28 protein-coding genes are annotated in these 22,338 nt (G+C 41.8%); 4 read left to right on the top strand and 24 right to left on the bottom strand.

Translation table 11 applies throughout. The features are described 5' to 3' along the window. Positions 1 to 4: 4 nt before the first annotated feature. The 3 genes from ACTNBR_RS02100 to ACTNBR_RS02090 form a co-directional block, all read right to left on the bottom strand. Positions 5 to 652, bottom strand: coding sequence for an RDD family protein (locus ACTNBR_RS02100; protein ID WP_441015787.1), 648 nt, complete (start codon positions 650 to 652; stop codon positions 5 to 7). After that, positions 642 to 1,616, bottom strand: a complete 975-nt coding sequence (sppA, locus tag ACTNBR_RS02095; RefSeq protein WP_441015790.1) for a signal peptide peptidase SppA — start codon at positions 1,614 to 1,616, stop codon at positions 642 to 644. Before sppA ends, ACTNBR_RS02100 begins: the two co-directional genes overlap by 11 nt. A gap of 145 nt (positions 1,617 to 1,761) precedes the next feature. Continuing rightward, positions 1,762 to 2,184 carry a LysM peptidoglycan-binding domain-containing protein gene (locus ACTNBR_RS02090; protein WP_427805711.1) on the bottom strand — a complete coding sequence of 141 codons (423 nt, stop codon included), beginning with the start codon at positions 2,182 to 2,184 and terminating at the stop codon, positions 1,762 to 1,764. Between the two features lie 266 nt (positions 2,185 to 2,450). Between ACTNBR_RS02090 and lexA the strand changes: the two genes are divergently transcribed. Beyond that, complete coding sequence (lexA, locus tag ACTNBR_RS02085; RefSeq protein ID WP_427805710.1) at positions 2,451 to 3,068, top strand: transcriptional repressor LexA; 618 nt, start codon at positions 2,451 to 2,453, stop codon at positions 3,066 to 3,068. Between the two features lie 86 nt (positions 3,069 to 3,154). On the opposite strand, the gene rsfS is transcribed toward lexA, so the two are convergent. The 18 genes from rsfS to ACTNBR_RS01995 form a co-directional block, all read right to left on the bottom strand. Beyond that, positions 3,155 to 3,514 carry a ribosome silencing factor gene (gene rsfS, locus ACTNBR_RS02080; protein ID WP_427805709.1) on the bottom strand — a complete coding sequence of 120 codons (360 nt, stop codon included), beginning with the start codon at positions 3,512 to 3,514 and terminating at the stop codon, positions 3,155 to 3,157. Beyond that, on the bottom strand, positions 3,514 to 4,128 hold the full coding sequence (gene yqeK, locus ACTNBR_RS02075) for a bis(5'-nucleosyl)-tetraphosphatase (symmetrical) YqeK (RefSeq protein WP_441015793.1): 615 nt from the start codon (positions 4,126 to 4,128) through the stop codon (positions 3,514 to 3,516). The genes rsfS and yqeK overlap by 1 nt, the downstream gene beginning before the upstream one ends. Next, positions 4,100 to 4,741 carry a nicotinate-nucleotide adenylyltransferase gene (gene nadD, locus ACTNBR_RS02070; protein ID WP_441015796.1) on the bottom strand — a complete coding sequence of 214 codons (642 nt, stop codon included), beginning with the start codon at positions 4,739 to 4,741 and terminating at the stop codon, positions 4,100 to 4,102. The genes yqeK and nadD overlap by 29 nt, the downstream gene beginning before the upstream one ends. Positions 4,742 to 4,783: 42 nt before the next feature. Further along, positions 4,784 to 5,074: a ribosome assembly RNA-binding protein YhbY gene (gene yhbY / locus ACTNBR_RS02065; protein WP_427805706.1), complete on the bottom strand. Its 291-nt coding sequence runs from the start codon at positions 5,072 to 5,074 to the stop codon at positions 4,784 to 4,786. A gap of 33 nt (positions 5,075 to 5,107) precedes the next feature. Next, the gene (gene obgE, locus ACTNBR_RS02060; protein ID WP_427805705.1) at positions 5,108 to 6,391 is read right to left on the bottom strand and encodes a GTPase ObgE; all 1,284 of its coding nucleotides are present in this window, start codon (positions 6,389 to 6,391) and stop codon (positions 5,108 to 5,110) included. A 67-nt stretch (positions 6,392 to 6,458) separates the two neighbouring features. Then, positions 6,459 to 6,743 carry a 50S ribosomal protein L27 gene (gene rpmA, locus ACTNBR_RS02055; protein ID WP_008975781.1) on the bottom strand — a complete coding sequence of 95 codons (285 nt, stop codon included), beginning with the start codon at positions 6,741 to 6,743 and terminating at the stop codon, positions 6,459 to 6,461. 3 nt (positions 6,744 to 6,746) lie between these two features. After that, positions 6,747 to 7,079, bottom strand: a complete 333-nt coding sequence (locus ACTNBR_RS02050) for a ribosomal-processing cysteine protease Prp (RefSeq protein WP_427805704.1) — start codon at positions 7,077 to 7,079, stop codon at positions 6,747 to 6,749. A gap of 12 nt (positions 7,080 to 7,091) precedes the next feature. Beyond that, positions 7,092 to 7,400 carry a 50S ribosomal protein L21 gene (rplU, locus tag ACTNBR_RS02045; RefSeq protein ID WP_427805703.1) on the bottom strand — a complete coding sequence of 103 codons (309 nt, stop codon included), beginning with the start codon at positions 7,398 to 7,400 and terminating at the stop codon, positions 7,092 to 7,094. 137 nt (positions 7,401 to 7,537) lie between these two features. Continuing rightward, complete coding sequence (locus ACTNBR_RS02040) at positions 7,538 to 7,975, bottom strand: CBS domain-containing protein (RefSeq protein WP_427805702.1); 438 nt, start codon at positions 7,973 to 7,975, stop codon at positions 7,538 to 7,540. 71 nt (positions 7,976 to 8,046) lie between these two features. Continuing rightward, complete coding sequence (locus ACTNBR_RS02035) at positions 8,047 to 9,366, bottom strand: aspartate kinase (RefSeq protein WP_427820324.1); 1,320 nt, start codon at positions 9,364 to 9,366, stop codon at positions 8,047 to 8,049. A 22-nt stretch (positions 9,367 to 9,388) separates the two neighbouring features. Then, entirely contained in the window at positions 9,389 to 9,871 is a 483-nt protein-coding gene (ybaK, locus tag ACTNBR_RS02030) for a Cys-tRNA(Pro) deacylase (RefSeq protein ID WP_427805700.1), read from the bottom strand. Continuing rightward, positions 9,864 to 11,054 (bottom strand): ribonuclease E/G, encoded by a 1,191-nt coding sequence (locus ACTNBR_RS02025; RefSeq protein ID WP_441015799.1) that lies wholly within the window; start codon positions 11,052 to 11,054, stop codon positions 9,864 to 9,866. The genes ybaK and ACTNBR_RS02025 overlap by 8 nt, the downstream gene beginning before the upstream one ends. Positions 11,055 to 11,057: 3 nt before the next feature. Further along, positions 11,058 to 11,771 (bottom strand): TIGR03936 family radical SAM-associated protein, encoded by a 714-nt coding sequence (locus ACTNBR_RS02020; RefSeq protein ID WP_427820322.1) that lies wholly within the window; start codon positions 11,769 to 11,771, stop codon positions 11,058 to 11,060. Then, positions 11,755 to 13,620, bottom strand: coding sequence for a TIGR03960 family B12-binding radical SAM protein (locus tag ACTNBR_RS02015; RefSeq protein WP_441015802.1), 1,866 nt, complete (start codon positions 13,618 to 13,620; stop codon positions 11,755 to 11,757). Before ACTNBR_RS02015 ends, ACTNBR_RS02020 begins: the two co-directional genes overlap by 17 nt. Positions 13,621 to 13,847: 227 nt before the next feature. Continuing rightward, positions 13,848 to 14,375: a hypothetical protein gene (locus tag ACTNBR_RS02010; protein ID WP_320855401.1), complete on the bottom strand. Its 528-nt coding sequence runs from the start codon at positions 14,373 to 14,375 to the stop codon at positions 13,848 to 13,850. Positions 14,376 to 14,607: 232 nt separating this feature from the next. Further along, positions 14,608 to 16,200 carry an ABC transporter ATP-binding protein gene (locus ACTNBR_RS02005; protein WP_320855400.1) on the bottom strand — a complete coding sequence of 531 codons (1,593 nt, stop codon included), beginning with the start codon at positions 16,198 to 16,200 and terminating at the stop codon, positions 14,608 to 14,610. Beyond that, the gene (locus ACTNBR_RS02000) at positions 16,197 to 17,801 is read right to left on the bottom strand and encodes an ATP-binding cassette domain-containing protein (RefSeq protein ID WP_441042658.1); all 1,605 of its coding nucleotides are present in this window, start codon (positions 17,799 to 17,801) and stop codon (positions 16,197 to 16,199) included. Before ACTNBR_RS02000 ends, ACTNBR_RS02005 begins: the two co-directional genes overlap by 4 nt. Before the next feature lie 3 nt (positions 17,802 to 17,804). Beyond that, on the bottom strand, positions 17,805 to 18,242 hold the full coding sequence (locus tag ACTNBR_RS01995) for a hypothetical protein (protein WP_320855398.1): 438 nt from the start codon (positions 18,240 to 18,242) through the stop codon (positions 17,805 to 17,807). 52 nt (positions 18,243 to 18,294) lie between these two features. Here ACTNBR_RS01995 and ACTNBR_RS01990 point away from each other — a divergent pair, with 52 nt between their 5' ends. Further along, positions 18,295 to 18,612, top strand: a complete 318-nt coding sequence (locus ACTNBR_RS01990; protein ID WP_441042657.1) for a GHKL domain-containing protein — start codon at positions 18,295 to 18,297, stop codon at positions 18,610 to 18,612. Positions 18,613 to 18,754: 142 nt separating this feature from the next. Here ACTNBR_RS01990 and ACTNBR_RS01985 read toward each other — a convergent pair whose 3' ends face one another. After that, entirely contained in the window at positions 18,755 to 19,693 is a 939-nt protein-coding gene (locus ACTNBR_RS01985) for a hypothetical protein (protein WP_320855396.1), read from the bottom strand. Between the two features lie 444 nt (positions 19,694 to 20,137). Here ACTNBR_RS01985 and ACTNBR_RS01980 point away from each other — a divergent pair, with 444 nt between their 5' ends. Then, entirely contained in the window at positions 20,138 to 20,452 is a 315-nt protein-coding gene (locus ACTNBR_RS01980; protein ID WP_441042665.1) for an ADP-ribosylglycohydrolase family protein, read from the top strand. 157 nt (positions 20,453 to 20,609) lie between these two features. On the opposite strand, the gene ACTNBR_RS01975 is transcribed toward ACTNBR_RS01980, so the two are convergent. Together ACTNBR_RS01975 and ACTNBR_RS01970 are read right to left on the bottom strand one after the other, a co-directional pair. Then, positions 20,610 to 21,182, bottom strand: a complete 573-nt coding sequence (locus tag ACTNBR_RS01975) for a hypothetical protein (protein WP_441015814.1) — start codon at positions 21,180 to 21,182, stop codon at positions 20,610 to 20,612. Beyond that, positions 21,142 to 21,384: a hypothetical protein gene (locus ACTNBR_RS01970; protein ID WP_441015817.1), complete on the bottom strand. Its 243-nt coding sequence runs from the start codon at positions 21,382 to 21,384 to the stop codon at positions 21,142 to 21,144. The genes ACTNBR_RS01975 and ACTNBR_RS01970 overlap by 41 nt, the downstream gene beginning before the upstream one ends. Positions 21,385 to 21,739: 355 nt before the next feature. Here ACTNBR_RS01970 and ACTNBR_RS01965 point away from each other — a divergent pair, with 355 nt between their 5' ends. Further along, complete coding sequence (locus tag ACTNBR_RS01965; RefSeq protein ID WP_441042656.1) at positions 21,740 to 22,321, top strand: carbon starvation CstA family protein; 582 nt, start codon at positions 21,740 to 21,742, stop codon at positions 22,319 to 22,321. Positions 22,322 to 22,338: the final 17 nt, after the last annotated feature.

Genomic DNA, 22,338 nt, shown 5'->3' with positions numbered 1-22,338 from the left:
CACCCTACTCGTGTGGTCTGTTATTAATATCATAATCAAAATTATCATATTCACTTGTATTTACAAGTGGTTGTTGACTTGATATGTTGTAACCGGGGTCAGGCATAATCGGTGGCTGATATTCAGGATAGATTTTTACTTTTTTAGTATAGATCACACGTGTATCACAGAGAATATCATGTAAAGCTCGTTTTTCCTGATCTAATCCGGCAAGTAGATAACCAATATATAGAATGATTCCGGAAAGATATCTGCCGATTGTTTCACGGTAAACCACATTGATCAGTGTAAGCTGTTCATTTGTATTATTATCATCAACATTATTTTCGTCTTTTAAAGAACGACAAGGAATTACTTTTAAATTGAAAGCTTTTTTTCCAAGAGTTGCTCCGGTATAATAGGTCAAAAGTACAAAGTATGTGGCATGGCATCCATAAACTATGATGTCCTTTAATGTATACGAAAACAATATTTCCGTATCAAATATAGATGTGCCGGTAAGCAATGAAATCAAAGAAAATAATAATTTGATAATCAAAGTTCCGGCAAAAAGAATCAGGCTGTCCAGCGTAAATGCTGCAAAGCGTACCCAGAAACCAGCGTAGACATATTCCTGATCTGTTCCAGAGAAATCGGTATTTTTATTCTGCATAATACATCAATACCCCACTTTCTTTCTCCGCTGCTATCTCATTGAGTGTCTGTGCTTCTGATTTCGGTATTAGAGATTCGATTCTTGCAAAAAGTCCTGCTAACATATCAGATTCTTCTGGAAGCTCGTAAATCATCTCACAATCCATTTCTTCCATCATCCGGTCTAGTGTATTGTCATAGGTATCTATTGCGTCAATCAGGCCGTTATCGAGAGCTTGAGCAGCTGAATAGATTCTTCCGTCAGCAAGAGTGAGAACATCCTCACGGGCCATGTTACGTCCCTCAGCAACTTTATCGACAAAACTGTTATAGGATTCGTCAACGATGGACTGATACATCTGAATCTGCTCATCGGTCATCTTTGTGCTGTCTTTCATTGGACCACTCGTGATACTGATATAACGGATCCCGAGTTTCTCATAAAGTCCGGTCATGTCATATGTTGATATGATTACTCCGATAGAGCCTGTCATCGTCTCCTGGTTGGCTGCAATATAATCTGCGGCCACTGATGCCATATAACCGCCAGAAGCCGCCATATGAGCCATATAAGCCCATATAGGACGTCCTGTTGTATCGGAATACTCCTTTAATTTGTCGTGTAGTTCGGAGGACTCATATGCAGTTCCTCCCGGGGAATCTACGTAAAGCATGACGCCGGCATTATCCGGATCATACATCAGTTCATCAATGTAATCCAGTGTGGTAAGATGCTGGTAGGATTGAGACGCTTCAAATGCACTTGTCTCTGTCTGTTCTTCAATTGTCCCCTCAACACGAACAACAGCAATAAATGATTCGGCAGGGAAATCATACCCCATGTCTTCTGTGTTAAAAATCATATCTGTTATAGAATTGTCGAATAACTGACCTGCCGCCGCATGAGTAAGAACGCTTGCAGCACCTGTCACGATGAACAAAGCGGCTGCCACTGCCAGTGCTATGATTTGTTTTTTCTTCATGATGAATTTCTCCTTTGCTTCGATAAATCTGAATCAATGCATGATATAAAATAATACATGTATTTTTCTATATTAAACCAACGAAATTTGTATACATAACAGTATAGGATTGATTATGGCAGCTTGTCAATCTTTTGTCTATAAATTAAAGCGGATTTGCTTCATAGTATACGATTGTAAGATAATCTCCTTCCCGCAGATAATCCATGGAAGCAGAATCAATTCCATTGATCTGTGCCAATTCATTCATATAATCATAGATGGAATCCTCTTCCCTTGTGCAGTAGGTCTGAGCGATGGTCCAGAGGGTATCTCCTTTTTCAATCCGGACACTTTTGAAATACTTCAGATCCGAACCCGTCTCCGCCTGCACATCATGCGCACTGGAAAAGAAGCTTCCGAACGAAAAACTGCATGCCAGTATCAGCAAAACGGCAATGACTCCAACCATGAACCGTCCGGCACTGTTCCTTGATCTTCTGCCTCTTGAGACTGCAACTTTCTTATGGCTGTTGGTGACTTTTTTTCTTTCTGCTCCGCTATTCTGCTTTTCCTGATATCTGCTCATCTGAAATTCCCCCTGATCTAATCTTATACTCCATTATTTGTCTATTGATACGAAAATACGTTCCGAACAGAAGTTCTGTAAATAATATATCGCATGAACAAATGTTTGTCAATAATTAATCGAACATATTTTCTCAAAACATTTGTTTGCTTTTTGGCGGAGAATATGTTATTATTTATTTATCATGTAAGAAGACAAAGCCTCCGGCGGATTGCTGAGGCGTACTTGAACTTACAAATGAGTGACGGATTTAAGGAGGTTTACATATGGGTAATGGTAGAATAACGAAGAAACAGGAGGAGATTTTGGAATATATCAAATCGCAGATACTTGTACGCGGTTTTCCGCCTTCAGTCCGTGAAATTTGTGATGCAGTGGGACTAAAGTCCACTTCTTCCGTTCATTCTCATCTCGAAACCCTTGAGAAGAACGGTTATATTCGGCGAGATCCTACAAAACCGAGAGCAATTGAGATACTGGATGAGAATTTCAATCTTACCAGACGTGAGATGGTACAGGTGCCGATTCTGGGACGTGTGGCTGCAGGGGAGCCGCTTCTTGCACAGGAGAATATTGAGGACTACTTCCCGCTTCCGGTCGAACGTATGCCGAATAATGAGGTGTTCATGCTGGAGGTTCGCGGGGAAAGTATGATCAATGCAGGAATCCTGAGCGGTGATTATGTTGTTGTCGAGAAAAAGAACACTGCTTCTAACGGAGATATGGTTGTAGCCTTAGTAGATGACGGTGCTACGGTCAAGACATTTTACAGAGAAGAAGGTGTGATTCGTCTCCAGCCGGAGAATGATAATATGGAGCCATTTATCTTAAAGGATGTTGAGATCCTTGGAAAAGTAATTGCCGTTATGCGGTTTATGAAATAATAAGAAATGTTTGAAAAAGAGCTGGATCCGGGCTTTATTCCGCCGGGAGCCAGCTCTTTTCTATATATATGATATATATTTATTGTCTATAGATCATCTACACTGATCTGCTTTCCGTCACGCCAGATTCGTTCCAGATCATAGAACAGACGGTTTTCTTTATCAAAGACATGGACGATAATATCGCCGAAGTCAAGAAGAACCCATCCTCCGCTCCCATATCCTTCTCTCTGCCTGATCTGATACCCTGCTTTATACATCTGTTCTTCTACGTTATCAACGATTGCACGGACCTGGCTTTCATTGGAACCATTTGAAATAATGAAGTAATCAGCGAGCACGGATATCTGTGAGATGTCGATTACACGGATATCCTCTCCTTTTTTATCTGAAATCGCATTACAGGCAATTTTCGCCATATTTCTGGATATATCTTTCTGTTGCATCAGTTTTCCATCCTTTCCGGCGAATCATCAGAAGATTCACCTTTATTTAAATCTCTGTAATATAAAAAAGTCTTTTCAGTCATAGGGTCTACGGTTACACCTTTATTCTCCAGATATGAGAGAGAATCTTCCAATATTCTGTAAAGGCATGCGTCTATATCACAAAAAGCCAGTTTTCTTACTGCCGGCAGATTCGGTGCTTCTGTACGTCCGGGCTCAATGAAATCTGCAATGTATATGATTTTATCCAACAGGCTCATAGCGGGACGACCTGTTGTGTGCGAAGCAATTGCGCGCAGAATTTCCTCATCTTCAATCTGAAATTTTTTCCATGCGACATATGCACCGAGTTTTGCATGAAGAAGTCCGGGATTCGCAAGTTCGGCAGCGGAAATCTGCAAGTGATATTTTTTGCACATTTCAATCTTTTTTTCATTTGGAATGCATTTGGCACAGTCATGTAATAAACCTGCCGTGAGTGCCTGGTCTAAATCACATCCATAACGCATTGCAAGACATCCAGCTGTATGCATCACGCCGATCGTGTGTTCATAACGCTCTTTATCCAAATCTCCTTTAAGTTTTTTACTCATTTTCATTAATGTTTCTGTCATATTCATCACCCTGGTATAAATGTTGATCCTCTATATAATTCAGTACTGCTTTCGGAACAGGAATATTTTTCATATTACCATTTCTTATTGCTTCTCTGATTTCATGGGAGGAAACATGCAGTAATGGAGTTCGGAGAAGACGAATATCGGCTCCGTATTTTCGATTCAGATATTCAATCTTTCCATTCAATTTCCGGCTGTTATCCGCATCATCACGGTAAGCAGCAAGTATGGTTGCAAGCTTCAGAAACTGATCTGGATTCCTCCATTTTTCAATGTCGAACAGAGAATCCGCGCCTAAAATAAAATAGAATTCATGTTGTGGGTAAACACTACGGAAATGCTCCATTGTCTGATAGGAATAGGAAGGTTCCGTCCGGTCAGTTTCATAGGTGCTGATGCGGAAATACGGCACATTTGCAATTGCAAGTTCTGTCATTTTTACACGATCATCTGTGCTTTTTAAAATTGCCGGATTATTTTTGTGAGGCGGGTTCCCGTTCGGAAGAAACCATACTTCATCCAGCTCATAATCACGATATGCGTACTCTCCCAGCATTAGATGACCATTATGAATCGGATCAAAAGTCCCACCCATTATCCCTATCTTCATACTTTATTTCTCCATTGCATTCATCATTTTATAAACATACAATTAAGGAAGAACGATCTTCTTTTTTTCGTCCTTGCCTTCTTTATACAATACGATTTTTTTGCCAATTACCTGAACTACCTGAGAATGGGTACGTTCTGCAAGAATCTCGGCGAGCTGACGAACATCATCTGCACAGTTCTGCAGTACATGAATTTTGATCAGTTCACGAGCTTCCAGTGCTTCTGCCACAGATGCAGTCACTTCCGGCGTTACACTGGATTTCCCGATCTGAAGAATCGGATCCATTGTCATGGCAAGACTTTTTAAATATGCTCTTTGCTTAGATGTCATAGTAATCCCCTTTCTTAATAAAGTCAACGAAATTTAACGATAATATTCAAACTGAAGCCCGTACATTTTAACCGTGTCACCTTCCTGGATACCGGCTTCTTCCAGCTTTTCAAGGATGCCGGCTTCTTTCAGGAATTTCTGGAAGAATGCAAATCCCTTTTCAGAATCCAGATTTGTATAACCCAGCATCTTCTCTATTTTTGGACCTTCAACAACGTACATATCATCAATTATTTCGACAGTATATGGAAGATCGATATGAATCAGCTCTTCCTCCGGGAAGTATTCCTGTTCAAATACGATGGGTTTCTCGTCCATATTCTGGAGTTCGCTGCTCACATAATACAAAAGGTCGCTTAAGCCCTCGCCGGTTACACCGGAGATAGGGAATACTTTGATTCCCTGTGGCTCGAATTCGCTGCGAAGACGTTCTATAGGATCTTCATCTTCCGAATAGATCAGATCGATCTTGTTCGCTGCAATTACCTGTGGGCGGGAGGCAATTTCTTCATTATATGCTTTCAATTCCGCATTGATCTTATAAATATCATCCACCGGGTCACGTCCTTCGGTTCCCGCGGCATCCACGACATGAATCATCAGCTTGGTACGCTCTACATGGCGGAGAAACTCATGTCCAAGTCCAACACCCTCGGATGCACCTTCGATCAGACCTGGAATATCGGCGATTACGAATCCCTTTGCGCCTTCCAGATCCACAACACCAAGATTCGGAGTCAGCGTTGTAAAATGATAATTGGCGATCTTAGGCTGTGCATTTGTCACGCGGGAAAGAAAGGTTGATTTTCCGACATTCGGAAATCCGACCAGTCCTACATCTGCGATGACTTTCAGTTCCAGATTCACCCAAAGCTCCTGTGCCGGTTTTCCCGGCTGCGCATATTTGGGAACCTGCATTGTGGCGGTGGCAAAATGCATATTTCCAAGACCGCCCTTGCCGCCCTTCAGTACGATCTGGCGTGTGTTATCGCCAGACATATCCGCAATGATCTTATTGGTCTCAGCTTCGCGAATGATCGTCCCTTCAGGTACTTTTAAAACGATGTCTTTCGCATCTTTTCCATGGCAGCGTCTCTTGCCGCCCGGTTCTCCGTCCTGAGCTGTAAATTTTCTTTTGTGACGGAAGTCTGCAAGGGTGTTTAATCCTTTGTCTACTTCAAAGATTACGTCCCCGCCGCGTCCGCCATCGCCGCCGTCGGGACCGCCGTTCGGAACATATAATTCCCGTCGAAAGCTGGCATGTCCGTCTCCGCCTTTTCCCGACCGGATATATATTTTAGCTCTGTCTGCAAACATAAATACTCCTTTCCAATTCAAAACAAGGCCTCAAACCCAAAAGTTTGAAGCCTCATGTAAAATCTGCTTATTCAGCTACCGGATAGATAGAAACCTGCTTCTTATCTCTTCCTTTTCTTTCGAAACGAACCACACCATCAACTAATGCAAATAATGTATCGTCTCCACCGCGTCCAACGTTCACACCCGGGTGAATCTTTGTCCCGCGCTGTCTGTAAAGAATATTTCCGGCTTTTACAAATTGTCCGTCTGCTCTTTTGGCACCAAGTCTCTTGGACTCAGAGTCACGTCCGTTCTTTGTAGAACCAACTCCCTTTTTATGAGCAAAAAACTGAAGGTTTAATTTCATCATGGTTTACACCTCCTCAAATATTAAATCAATATACGTGGTATAATCAGAGTCATCTTCCAGGCTTTGAAGACCAAGAATCATGGAATTCAGAAGTAATTCTGTCTCTTCCGTCGGACGGCTCAGCAGTCTGTATTCGATGATGCCCTTCGTATCATCCGAAACCTGGGATGTCTGGGCATCCGTAAACCTTTCGATGGAATTCATGGTATTGATTACGAGCATGGAAACGGCTGCACAGACGATATCCTGTCCGCTGTCTCCGGCTCCTGCATGGTCGAATGTCTTAAAACCAACGCATTCATTTCTCTTGTTTTTATAAATTGTTGTTTTGATCATGACAGATAAGAATTAAGCATTGATCTTTTCGATCTTAACTGCTGTGTACTGCTGTCTGTGACCATTTTTCTTGTGGTAACCTGATTTTCTCTTATACTTGTAAACGATTACCTTTTTAGCCTTTCCATCGCCGATTACGGATGCTTCTACTGTTGCTCCTTCTACGACTGGTGTTCCGACTTTCATCTCATCACCGCTTACTGCAAGAACCTGGTCAAATGTATAAGTCTGTCCGGCTTCCACACCAAGCTTTTCTACTTTAATGATATCGCCTTCGGCTACTTTGTACTGTTTACCACCTGTTGCTATAATTGCGTACATATGGCACCTCCTATTATCATTACTCGCCAACTACGGTGCCTGAAAAATCAGGGCTTTAACCTCGTTGTGCGGCATACTGGTAAATTATATACCAGTATGCCGCACAAAGTCAAGTGTTTTTAGAAAAAATACTAAATTTACTGTTCTGCTTTTTCAGAAAGAGCAATCCTGCATGCCTTTAATTTATCATAACAGAAACCGATGATATCCTTCCGGGTTATGATACCGATGAAATTATCCTGATCATCAACAACAGGAACAAAGTTCTGTTCCATGGCACGCTCGATCAGATCTTCCATATCCGAGTCTGCCCGAACAGGACGGTAGTCAAGTCTGCGATGAATCTTTGTAATAGCGATGGTCTCCGCTTCCTTGATATTCATAAGTTTCAAGGACTTCGTTCCCCAGAGAAGATCTCCTTCTGTAATGGTGCCTATGTATTTTCCGTCCCGATTGATCATCGGTATGGACGAATATTTGTGGTATTCCATGATCTCCATTACCTGTCTGAGTGTATGATAATCATAGACGAATGCAAGCTCTGCTTTTGGTTTCAAAAAAAATAATATATTCATTTGTAAATCCTTTCTTATCCAGAAATATTATCTGAAATAAGAATAGCATATTTTACAAGAAAATTGTAGATTTAGATTTGAGTGTTAACAAAAATATCATAAATTGCCTGAATAGCTGCTTCAAAGTCATGCTCTCTCACGCCAATAATGATATTCAGCTCACTGGAACCCTGGTCGATCATTTTCACATTTACGTGTGCGTGAGCCAGTGCAGAGAAAATACGCCCGGCTGTTCCTCTGGTCTGTTTCATTCCTCTTCCAACAACTGCGATCAGCGCAAGATCGGATTCAAGTTCAACATCATCCGGCTCTACTGCACGGTGTATTCCGGAAATGACACGCTGCTCATGTTCTTCGAATTCATCCTGCTGAACAAAAATCGTCATGGTATCAATTCCGGAAGGCATGTGTTCAAATGAGATTCCCTCGTTTTCAAATACCTCCAGGACTTTTCTTCCGAATCCCACTTCCGAGTTCATCATTGCTTTTTCAATCGTTATGGAAGCAAAACCACGTTTTCCGGCTATACCGGTAATCGTGTATTTCGGTTTGCGGCAGGTGCCCTCTACAATCAGCGTCCCCTTTTCTTCCGGTGCATTGGTATTACGGATATTGATCGGAATACCCTCCTTTCGTACCGGGAAGATCGCATCCTCGTGAAGTACGGTCGCACCCATATAGGAAAGCTCTCGTAATTCTTTATAGGTGATTGTCTCAATCCCTTTTGGGTTCTTGATGATACGGGGATCTGCGATCAGGAATCCGGAAACGTCAGTCCAGTTCTCATACATATCCGCATGGATCGCTTTTGCAACAAGGGAGCCGGTTACATCTGAGCCTCCGCGGCTGAAGGTTTTTACATTACCGTTCGGATCTGCACCATAAAATCCCGGAATAACAGCTTTTTCAGTATGCGAAAGACGTTCGGACAAAAGGTCATTCGTTTGATCCACAAGAAGACTGCCGTTTTCGTCAAAGGCGATTACTTCCGCCGCATCGATAAATTCAAATCCAAGATAGTGTGCCATAATAATACCGTTCAGGTATTCACCGCGGGAAGCGGCGTACTCTCTTCCTGCTTTCTGACCGAAGTTCTGTCGGATAATTTCAAACTCTTTATCCAGAGAAAGGTCCAACCCGAGGCCATCGATGATTCCCTGATAACGCTGTTGAATTTCTTCCAGCTGTTTGGTAAAGTTTTTCTCACGCACCGCAGCACCGTAACATTTATAAAGCATATCAGTGACCTTCACATCTTCCGGGAAACGTTTACCCGGTGCAGAAGGGATCACGTATCGTCTGGATTCATCCTCATGAATAATCTGACCGACTTTCTTGAATTGTGCGGCATCAGCCAATGAGCTTCCACCGAATTTTACAACCTTTTTCATTGAAGGTTTCCTCCTTTTCCTCTTATGTATGAATGACATCTGCAAATTTTGCATTTGCCGCTTTTCTTAATCCTTCCGGCGCAAGGGTGAGCTGTGCACCGATCCGGCCTGCACTTACATAAATTTCCTCAAAAGCACATGCCGTTTCATCTATAACAACTGGAAACTGTTTCTTCATACCGATTGCGGTGCATCCGCCTCTGACATAGCCGGTCAGGGGTGTCAGCTCTTTTAAATGTAACATTTCCAGAGATTTTTCGCCAACGGTTTTGGCCGCTTTTTTAAAGTCAATTTCCTTCTCGATTGGAAGTACGAAGACATAATGCTGTCCGCTTTTGCCGGTCGTGACGATGGTTTTATATACCTGTTCATGGGGAAGATTCAGTTTGTCCGCCGTCTCGATCCCGTCTGTAAATTCATCACACTCATACGCCTGGAACTTATATGGAATCTTCATTCGGTCCAGAATACGCATCGCATTCGTTTTAATTTCTTTCTTAGCCATATAAACTCTCCTTCAGTGTTTTCCTGATTTTTTTTCGTGTAATCTCAACGAGCTGCAGTTTAGTCATTTCCACTACATGACCGGGATTCGGATCCATGGAAAGGAGCATCTGCAGTTCGTGTAATAATTCATTTTTTTCCGCTTCCGTGTCCATGTTGATGAAATCTATGAGAATGATACCGGACAGATTGCGAAGCCGGATCTGTTTTGCGGCTTCTTTTGCAGCCTCCCGGTTGATGTCTGCAAATAGTTTTTTCTTTTTCAGGCATTTCCCGGAATTCACATCGATCACAGTAAGTGCCTCCGTTGGCTGGATCACCAGATAGGCTCCGGAGGGCATCCATACTTTTTCCGAAAGCGCGTCATCAGTCACTTTCTCGAGACTGTAACACTTGCATAGTGGATAGGACGCATCCGTATACGCGCGAAGAAGCTTCAGGTCTTCCGGCTGTTCCTGCGTAAGAAATGCTTCTGTCTTATTGTAAAGCAGTCCATTTTGGGTAACGGCATCGACAAGGATTTCCGTAAGCCCCTGTCGATAAAGATTCTTAAGCGATAAAAGCCAATCATCCGGCACATGGGAAACACAACTGAAACAGGTACGGTTTTTACCATATGTAAGAACGCGGTGAAACTCTTCTTCCAGCATCTGTATTTCCGAAAGAATCCTGTCATCCGGTGCCTCGCCGGCATTGGTTCGAAAAATCATTCCATAATCCTTGTCGGCAAATGATTGACCAAGTGCAAGCAGCCGTTCTCTCTGATCCCGGGAAAGCTTTGCGGAAACGCCGATCTGACGGTTCCCGGAACTGAGGATTACATATTTCCCGACAAAATTCAGATCGCCGCTCACCGTAGGCTGCTTTGTCTTGACTGCCTCTTTGCGCACCTGAACCAGAAGCTCATCTCCCACATTCAGGTTCTTTTTGCCATGTTTGTCCGTAAAATACGGCTCTGCTTTTTCTTCGAGTGAATAGTAGCACTCTACACCATTTTTTATTTCGATAAATGCACCGTTGATATTCGGAAGAATCTTCCGGACTTTTCCGATATAGATCTCACCGATTCTGCATGCTTTTGTATCACGTAAGGGACTGTAATGCAATTCTGCAATTTTCCCGTCCTCCTGAAGTGCGGTCAGGATGTGTCCCCGACATTCGGTTATCAATAATTTTCGTTCCATTGGTCAGATAATCTCCGTTCCAAGAGCAGAAAGCGGCACAAAGTCCGGATATTCTTCACTTCCGGTATTGGCCAGCGTTTCCAGCCGATGATGGGCAAATTCAATCCCATCCGTTTCTTCACCGAGCATATTCATATATTCAAGGAAGGCTTCCAGAACAGGTTCCGGTTTCAGATTCTGCACACTTCCGGCCGCAACCCGCATGTAGATTCCTTCACCCTGAGGATGAAGATCATAAATGATGGGACGTATGTTGACTTCCTTTTCGCTTTTCTTTGTTATTTTAAGGATAAAGATTTCATCCTGCGCATAAAAGTGTTCGAGATGCTTCTGCCATCCTTCCGGAAGAACGCCTTTTTTTACTATTGAAAGGTAGTCTGCCCCGGCAACGATCGTCATCCCTTTGCTTTTCTTGTCATCCGGAATTTCCACAAAGCCGGTCACTTCCATACCTTCTACCATCTGCTCATTCAGACGGCGGATGGCTTCTTTGCTGGCGATCGGTTCGGTGAGCTCGATGTCAAAGTATTCTCCGTCACTTGTAAGACCGACGCCGAGCGGATTTGCAAAGGACATGATCATATGCGGACTGTAGCCTCCGGTAAATGCGATCGGTATCTGTGCACGGCGGATCGCTTTCTGAAAATAGCGCATAATGTCCAGATGTCCGATGAATTTCATGATACCGTTTTTGCGGAATTTAATTCTTGCCTTCATAGCAGACACCTCCTCCATAGCTTGCAGCGCCGCAGCCGGAACACTGTCTGCGGCAGTTCGGGGTCACTTCCCCGTTCATGGCTCTCTCCCACTCTTTTCTGAGGAAGGACTTGGTCACGCCACAATCGATAAAATCCCATGGGAAGATCTCGTCCGCTTCCCGTTTGCGCAGATTGTAGAAATCCGGATCGATTCCTGTAGTTTCAAACGCCTGCATCCACAGATCATAGCGGAAATATTCATTCCAGGAATCGTAAATACATCCAAGACGGTAGGCCTCTTCCAGAACCGTGCCCATCTTCCGGTCCCCGCGGGCAAATACGCCTTCCAGCACCGTGAGCTCAGCCGTGTGCCAGTTATAGCGCAGGCTTTTCCGGTTCAGCTGGTTGCGCATCGCTTCCTGAACGATTCCAGCTCGGCGAACATATTCGTCGGCAGGACACATCTGAGCCCACTGAAGCGGAGAAAACGGCTTTGGTACAAAGAACGAACTGCTGGCCGTGATCTGGCATTTCCCATTGCGCTGTTCCTTCGGAATCTCGTAATATCTGCGGGCAACTTTATCAGAAAGGACCGCGATTCCTTCCATATCTTCCTCTGTCTCGGTGGGCAGCCCCAGCATGAAATAAAGCTTCACCTTATTCCAGCCGCCTTCAAAGGCCTGTCCCGCTCCTTCCAGAATTTCTTCTTCCGTAAGACCTTTATTGATCACATTTCGCATCCGCTGCGTACCGGCTTCCGGGGCAAACGTAAGACTGCTCTTGCGAATATCCTGAACTTTGCTCATGACATCCAGCGAAAAGGCATCAATTCGAAGGGAAGGAAGGGAAATATTCACACCCTGCCCATGGAATTCATCAATCAGGAAATTAACGATTTCTTCTAATTCATTATAATCACTGGAGCTTAATGAACTCAGAGTGATTTCTTCATGTCCCGTATTGCGGAGCATCGCTTTTGCGGTCTCTTTCAGCATGTTGATATCCCGCGGTCTCGTCGGACGATACACCATGCCTGCCTGACAGAAACGGCATCCTCGGATACATCCTCTCTGAATCTCAAGAACCGCCCGGTCCTGTGTTACCTTGATAAATGGTACGATGGGCTTCAGCGGGTAGGTTGTTGTACTCATATCTGCCGCTACCTGACGGCGGATTCTCTCCTTCGCATGTGCATTTACCGGTGTAAATGCAGCGATTGTTCCATCCGGATTGTAGTCGGTACGGTAGAAAGAAGGCACATAGATCCCCTCAATCTCCGCAGCCATTTCCAGAAATGAAGTCCGGTCCTTGCCGGAATGTTTCCATTCCTTATATGCATCAAAAAGCTCATCATAAACCACTTCTCCTTCTCCGATGTAGAACATGTCGAAGAAATCCGCCAGCGGCTCCGGATTATAGGCGCAGGGACCGCCTCCGATGACAAAAGGATCATCCAGAGTACGTTCTTCGGTGTGAAGCGGGATCCCGGAAAGATCCAGCACCTGTAAAATGTTAGTATAGCACATCTCGAACTGGAGTGTAAAGCCAAGAAAATCAAAGTCTTTCACAGGATCCTGGGATTCCAGAGCAAAAAGCGGAATATGTTCCTTCCGCATGATCTTGTCAAGATCCACCCACGGCGAAAAGACACGCTCACACCAGACGTCATCACGATGGTTGAACATGTCATAGAGGATCTGAAGACCGAGGTGTGACATGCCTATTTCGTAAACCTCTGGAAAGCAAAAGGCGAACCTAATTGTAACTTCATCCGGATTCTTCACTACAGAATTCACTTCGTTTCCGATGTATCTTGCGGGTTTGTCCACTTTTAATAAAATATCATCGCTTAAAGCTAGTTTTCTCATGGTTTAAATACCTCATATTTATACAATTCGTAATCCAATTGTCTTCCAATATATCTTACACTTATTGCAAAGTCAATATTAGAATACTTCATTCTGATAAATTGTACTATAGAAAAAGCAATATTGTAAATATGAATCTTTCCTCAGATGTCAGAGAAATGCATAGTCATCTGCAATCCGAATGGGAATGACTCCGAGAGAAGTAGTGAAATCTGCCCTTAATCTTTCTACTTATTAACATATTCCAAAAATTCCTTTGTTTGTGACCAATATTTTATTCCCCAATTTTCGAAATTCCATTCTTCCATATAATCATTACATTCGTAATCAATATAGTATAATTTATCTTCCTGTACCACAAAATTAGTTGGAAAATAATCAATATTCGTATTTGCTGCATACAAACATGCGCACATTTCTTTCATCTGCTCTATAAAATCCGGTTTCATCTCATTTCGTAGTATATAATCAAATATGGTGTCTCCCTTTATGTACTCTTTCAAAATTCGTTCCTTTTCGATGTCAACATCCAACATCGTTGGCATTCGGATTCCAATCTCTTTTAAACGCTCATAATCCTTTATTTCCGATTCGATTTTGTTTCCAAACTGATAATAGTCACATGGTTCATGGTGAATTTGTTTTAGTACATATTCTTTTTTCCCATCTGTTACAAGATAGGAATATCCCCCTTTCCCATGACCTAATAATTTGATAATTTTAAATGATTTTTTATTTACACACATTTCTTCCATTGAATATCCCTCAAATCCAAGATTGCAAATAGATATCAATACTATAAAGAGCCATTATAATGGCTGTGCAATAATTTTCTATCGCCAAAATAAAATAGTTTAATACCATTTTTATTGTATCATAGAATGCTGCCCCAATTCCACCCAGAATATAGTTGACGTCATATAATTCCTGTATCGCTGTAGCTCAAACCAATGGGCGATGGTCGTGACGGAAGGATCGTCCCCTCGGCTAAAGGCTGTAAACTTTATCATATAAAGGAATAGTGTCTTTTTTCAAATGATGGGTAATTAGAATCAGTGTAAGTGTCGGACACGCCAGTAAAGCTTCCTCCACGACGGCAGCGTTTTCTTTATCTAATGCCGATGTTCCTTCATCTACAAAGAGAATGGTTCGATTATGAATCAATGCCCGTGCTATGGCAACTCTCTGTTTCTGCCCTCCGGACAAGTTTTTACCGTTCTCTCCTACTTTCGTATCCAATCCGTCCGGAAATGCATTCATATCATTCTGCAATGCACTCATTTTTAAGACTTCCTGCATTTTTTCTTCTGGGAAATCACTTCCAAGGGTAATATTCTCCCTTATGGAACAATCAAAAAGATATACATCCTGTTCGATATATGCTATCTGCTCATAATAAGTATCTACATCAAAAGAAGACATTTCTACTCCGTCATAGTAGACTTTTCCTTGATAATTTCCCAGCTGCCCGAGCAAAATCTTCATAAGTGTAGTTTTTCCGCTTCCACTTTTCCCTACAAGGGCATATTTCCCATTCTTTTCAAATGTATAATTGATATTTTCGAATACCTTTTTCTCCCCATAGGAAAAAGTTAACTTTTCAAGGACAATTTCCTTCTCGAGTGCAGGAAGCTTTTGCTTGTACCTTTTTTCTGCTAAAATATTTTCACATTCAACTTTTGCAAAATATGGTCTTGAACCTGCAATTTGTAATCTTGCTTGAATCAGCTGATCAAAAGCATTTCCTACTTGATTTGTGAGATTCAGACTTCCGAAAATGATTTCAGGTGAGATGATCCTCAGTACGCAAAGAACAAAAGTCAGGATATTAATTACATTGATTCCCAAGATACTGATTACCGTTGATTTATAATTTTCTTTTCCCTTATTCTTTGCAAAATCACACTTTTCTTTCTCAAACGCTTCTCCTGCATCCATGATTTCTTTATGAAATTTATTCGGATTTCCAAAGGCTTTTAATACGCCGATACCTGCAATCTGCTCTTTCACTTTGTCCGTATACCGTTCCATTGCCACCGATACTTTACCTGCATATTTTTCCACCTTATCACTGAATCTTGTACTTACATACATAGAAATACTGGATACGGTCAGCGTCACTGCCAATAATTCCCACTTAATAAAAATCAGAGAAATGGATCCCATCAAAAGACTAAGTGCGGTATTCATGCAGCTGTAAAATACTTGGAATCCTTGATTTTCAGCTTCTCTGACATCGTTTGTATACCAGGATAAATACTCGCCGGTATCCGTTCCTGCATTCGTTTCAAAAGATTCCCGCAGGATCTTTTTACTAATATCATTTCGGAAATCCGTATTCATACGGGCAATAAGATGGGTCTGGTAATTCTTCCGTATATATAAAAGAACATTTAAAATGTACATAAGAGCCGAGCTAAAGGCCACAGCAACTAGCACCTTTTCAAATTTGCTCTCCATGACCTGCTTTCCTATGTACATCTGCAAAAATGCGGAACTTGTCTCTATTCCATTTATAAAAATCAACAAGAAGAGTAATATAGCATTTTCTTTTTTATAGCGTAACAGATACTTTTTCATCGTGCCACCTTCTCTCCCAAACAGTATACATTTGTATATTGCTGCATATCTTTTTCTTCCAAATGATGGCTTACAAACAACAAGGTCACATCTTTGGACTTTAAAAGAGCCTCTTCTATCTTCTTTGCATTTGTTTTGTCAAGAGCCGAAGTCCCCTCATCCACAATTAGGATCTTCCGGTTATGAATAAGCGCTCTCGCCACTGCAACTCTTTGTTTTTGTCCTCCGGAAAGATATTCTCCGTTTTCTCCCACATCCGTATCAAGCCCTTGTGGAAATGAGTTTAGCTCTTCATATAGGGCACTGTTTCGCAATGCCTCTTCTAATTCTTCCTCTTTAAACACCTCTCCAAGCGTGATATTCTCCCGAATTGTTGTGTGAAATAAAAATACGTTTTGTTCAATATACGCCATATGGCGGTAAAACGATTCTGTATCATACACAGCAGCATTTACACCGTCAAAAAGTAGTTCTCCACTGTACGAAGTTAATTGGCCTAAAAGAATTTTTAATAAGGTTGTTTTACCACTTCCGCTTTTTCCTATGATGGCATATTTTCCATCTACTTTAAATTTCAAATTCAAATTTTCAAACACCGGATGTTCTGGATATGAAAAGCTTAAATTTCGTAGTTCAATTTCATTTGCAATAACCGGAAGTTCTTTTCTTCTTTTCTTTTCCTCTGCAATTCTGTTTATTTTTTCAAAATATGGTCTGGCACCACGCATGACAAGCCGCAGTTCAGAAAGTTCGAGAATGGAATTTTTTACCTGATTGGTCAAATTTCCTCCTCCAAAAAATATTTCTGCCGGAATCACACGAAGCGCACACATTCCGAATAACGCCATATTATTGATAAAACTTGCCATCGAATTAACCGCTTTTATCCTTAGTGCCTCTTTTCCTTGTGTTTTCACATAGATACATCTTTGCTCTTCTAACTCTTTCGATTTCTCATTGATCTGACTTTCAAACCGATCCTGATACCCGAAATACTTGAGGACTCTCACTCCGCCTATCTGCTCTTTTACTGCCTGTGTAAATTTTTCCCATGACATAGAGACGTTCCCAGCCTCTTGTTCCACGTTATCACCAAAACGTCGAGACAGTACATAAACTGCTCCCGTTGTAAGCAATGTACAAAGTAAAAGTTGCCATTTCATCACGCCCAGTACAACAATTCCCAGCACCAGTTTGATAACGTTATCCATGACATCGTAGAAACTAAGAATGCCTTTTTCCTCCGCCTCTTTTAAATCGTTAATATACCAGGATACATATTCTCCCGAATCACCTTTTTTCATCTCTTCTGTGGTTTTTCCCCACATTTGAAGGTTCAGGCGCTCACGCATTTCTTGATTGATTTTAGCAGTGACTTTCGCGAGATGAACGTCATAACTCCAAAACAAAAGATGAAGTGTCAGATAGAGGATAATAATTCCAGCCGAACAGATTAGAATTCCTTGTAAATCTCCCTCCATAACAAGCTTTGCCATATGCATAGTAATAAGCGTGCTTCCCAGAAGAAGCAAATTTTGAAATAACAGTTCCAGAAATATTATGAAATTTTCAAATTTGTAGTGGTTCATAAAAGCTTTCAATCTTTATCCCTCATTTCCAAAATTTCGGTAATTTTCACAGACATAATTTCTATTCATTACGCTTTTGTATGGACACATTTTATTTAAACACGAAAAAACTTTATTGCAAGAATAACATTTGTTATGCATAGCTCTCTCGCTCCATTCTTTATTTTTTTCACAATATACATTCAAATTACCATTTATATCCAAATACCCCACTTCATTTTGCGGTTTATCTAGTGCAACTGTACATTTTTCAACTTTACCGCTGGCTCTAATAATAAAACCATTTTTATATGATGCATAACACATTTGATGACCTAATCCTATATTTCTTTCTGAGATAGTATTATCGCACCTGATTTTCAATTTATCTATATATTTAATGTGATCTCTAATTAATTGTTTTCCAGTGGTTGCATGGAGTAAATCAAGACTTTTTACGCCTTCACCTCCCAAACGATTCGGAATTGACCTGCAGATTTTGATTCAAGAGATAAACTGGACATTCATGACAGATATCGAAATTACTTCACTATTTTCCAATCTTCTTGATAATGCAATAGAAGCATGCGAAGGCTATGAAGGTAAGACTCTCAAAAAGATAATACTAAGAATCCACCGGCATCAGGACTATATTGTCATAAATTTGAAAAATAATTTGCCAAATCCAATTGTGATAGCTGATGGAACCATCAAATCAACAAAGGAGGGGCACAAAGGACTAGGGCTTAAGATTGTAAAAGAGATTGTTGAGCGGCATGACGGATGTTTAGATTATGAATACGACGAACAGTGGTTTACTGTTAAAATCAGCTTTCAATCATAAAAGAATCATATAGAATTTCTCTGCTGTAAAAATTGAAATATGCTTGAATCGGTGTGATTATAGTTACACTATTCGGATATTGTAATGCTTCACCAGATTACAATATCCGAAAAAGATATGTGCTATTCTTTCAGCAAAATCTTTATAAGGAAAACTCCTCCAATAATTTCTTCTGATATTTCGGATCACTCGCCGCCTTTATGATATCCTCTGTCCGATTTTCCTTTGCAAGAATGATGGTCAATTGATTTATCCGATTTGTTCCGATTTCCTCGCCCTGTTGCCTTCCAATCTCTTCGCCGATTTTTCTTCCAGCGGCTTCGCCATCTTCATATCCTTCCGCGCGGGTCTGGCGCATATGTCTTTCTTCATCATATTCATATATACTCATCCGCTTCGCCTCCGCTCTGTTTTTTGACAGGAATTCTGATAGAATTCCTTCCCTAATACACTCTGTTATCGCTCGTTCCACTGCTTCTTCCAGTTTCATAGTCTCTGCGTACCTTCGTACTCGTTCCGTATACTCAGAATAGTCACGCAAGGTCTTACACGTATTCATCAGTTCTTCATTGTACCCTGGATTAATATTCAGCTGTAATGCAGTCAATTCCAGAGAGACTTCTTCTTCCTCTACCACATACAACTCCGATAGTTTTAAGACTTTTCGTTCTGGATAAGGGGCTCTCCCATTGTAAAAGATTAAGAATCTAGGCGGTGGTATCATAACTTTCTTTGTTCCGTACAGATTCTCATTTTGGGTAACATTCGCATAAATATCTGCAACATACAACAAATATCGTATTGGAAGATTCGGACTGTAAGTAGATTGATGCTCATACAAGGACAATCTGGAATCAATGATAAAGGACACATCATTCTTCATTGACATATAGATTGCATTTTCCAATGTATTGATTTCCAGAAGCTCCGGATCATCATACTTGGTCTTGTTGATTGCATTATAAAGTGCAAGTAATTCCTTTTTGTCACTGAATACCATTTCGAAAATGCGGGCTTTGTAAGTACGATTGGGTGCAGTTGTCCTGACTGCTTTCTTGCGTTTTGTTCTTCTCTTCTTCATAAAAGACCTCCTGTTTAAAATAGTGCAGAGGGTCTCTCGCTATCGTACCTACTTAGAAATCCTCTGCCTGTTTTTGGGTAATCAAGCATTGAGAATTCTAATAATTTTTGATGTATGAAATGAAATCAGACGCTTTCGTTTAGACAAATAGAACTAAATGCTTTGTATGTATTTTAGCACACGTCACCACAAAATACAATTTCTATTTCATACGACCAGCATTGAAAGGTAAATTCATTTTACAGCCTGCCATTTCTGTGAAATGCCTATCTTCAATATTTCATGCGAAAATGTCTTGAGTTATCCACATTGCATACTAGCACAAATTACAATATTTTGCTGAATATTCTCTAATTCTTTTGGATTTAATCTTTCCAGAAATTCATTCTCCGTCACTCCGTGAGGCATGTAATCTTTTACATGCTCCCCCATAAATCTGTATAAATTTCTGCTGATTCTCTCATCATTAGACACGCTATTGCAGATGCTCTCGGCGTCCCTGTTGAGTTTAAGTCCCGGCAGGAGCTGAAGTCAAATCCCGTGAAGGACATGACGGGTTATGGTACACATCCTGTTCCTGCAGGCACATGGTCTGACGATACGAGCATGGCTATTGCTACGCTGGACAGCCTTACTGCAGGCATCGATTATGATGATATCATGAGTAAGTTCTGCGCCTGGAAAACAAAGGCCGCGTACACCGCAATAGACGAAGTGTTCGATATGGGTGTTTCTACTAACACGGCTTTCGTTGCATAGTTCAGTAATACATCATATTTGGAAGAAATATTTTCCGGAAGCTGATCTTTCAACTCCTGATACTGTTCAAACAGTTCCTTGTAAGATTCCTCTAATCCGGCTCTGTCTTTTGAGTCGATACAATCTTTTACCTCGCTTACAGATTCGTTTATATCAATCAATTCATTCGCCATATCGAAGCTGAAAAAGTCCGTTCCTCTGCGTTCATATCCAGAAGGTCCCCATTCGTGAACTGGGCAATCGGTTCCAGAGGCGTTGTGGTATCCATGGTGCCAACATATAATTTATCATTGTAGACTGTCGTCTGCCAGGTATACTGGTTCATATGAGTGCCAAGTTTTTCGCCGTTTGACGATGTATATCCAGATCCAAGCCCTGTTAAAATGGTCGGAAATGCTTCCGTCGGATCGCCGACTACCTTTTCAATATGTTCGTCCGCATCCATACGATAAAGATTGATGGACTGCTCCAAATTGGTCGCCTGGGTCGTGAAATCTTTTCTAAGTGCAAACTTCCGAAGTGCACTGGACACATCGTTATATTCACCGATATATAAATATCCGTCATATTCCTGCAACGTGCACGCGACGGCACTGATTCTCTCTTCACCCAAACCGAACGGATATTTTGCCTCGTCCTCTTTATCGCCTGCAAGTACGGACCATGACCATGCATCTTTATCTGTAACATCACCATTGCAGACGCCTTTTACGATAGCAAAAGTCTGCAAAGTTCCTGATTCGCTTTTTGGTTTCTGGCGTACCCGTGCAGATCACTACGTAAAGGGCACCACTATATTCGATTACCTGATAAATACCGCCGCCGCCATTTACATCGTTCCGGTGGTATGCCGGATAATTGAACAGGTCATTCATGTCTGCGATCACATGGAAAGAATCCTGTCCTTGCGACGGATCTTTGGATGCAGCCAAAAACACGCCATTTGTATCAAGACATCCTGCATAGTTCCATTTGCACCCTGATAGGTATACTTATGTGCCAAATCTGCGGCAAAAGCCGGAAATACGTTTGTTGCTGCCATGGCAGAACAGATGGCGATTGGTGTCGGCATCGGAACGATCGGGAAAGGCTATGTGATCCCCGAAATTCTGCCTTTGCGCAATATGCATCCCGATGGAACAACCATATTCCCGGCCATGTTTATCTCTGTGGCTTGTGGTGCCATGGTATGTGAAGGGATCATCGCTTTGGTCTGGGCCGCTGCATCCTGCGCACTATTCCCTGTCGAAGGGGGACTCATGACCGGTCTTAAGGAAGCTATGGCCGTTGGTCAGTCCAGCTGTGTTTATAACATCTGTTCCACTACCATGGGCGGTTTTGGGTGTCATTCTGGCTATGTTGGGGGTTATAGCCTGCCCTATTTCCTCCGGTGATACCGCATTCCGCTCAGCTCGTCTGACCATTGCTGATGCTCTTAAACTGGATCAGAAGAGTTACAGGAATCGCCTGCTGGTGACCATTCCTCTGCTGGCTCTTGGTGTTCTGGTCTCTCAGTTGGACTATACTTCCATCTGTAACTATTTTGCCTCTACGAACCAGATTCTGGCTGCCATTGTCCTGTGGACTGCTGCCATGTATCTGACTCATGAGGGAAAGAATGCATACATCTGCGCTGTGCCCGCAGCATTTATGACCGCAGTCACCCTTTCTTTCGTGTTAAACAGCGAATTGTATCTGGGAAGAATTTCCTTCTTCCCTCCTATTTCAAAATATCTTGGTGTCAGTATCGCTGTTATACTGCTGGTATTGTTTATTGTCGTCTCGCAAAATAAAGTTCCTGTCTCCTGCACAAAAACAGCGAATTATTATATCAGTTCCATAATGATGTCTCTTTGTACGTGCCTGTAATTACGGCGCGCTTTTTT

It is taken from the genome of Bariatricus sp. HCP28S3_F11, assembly GCF_052065395.1.
GTDB lineage: Bacteria > Bacillota > Clostridia > Lachnospirales > Lachnospiraceae > Allocoprococcus.
This window is presented reverse-complemented; position numbering and strand designations above follow the sequence as displayed.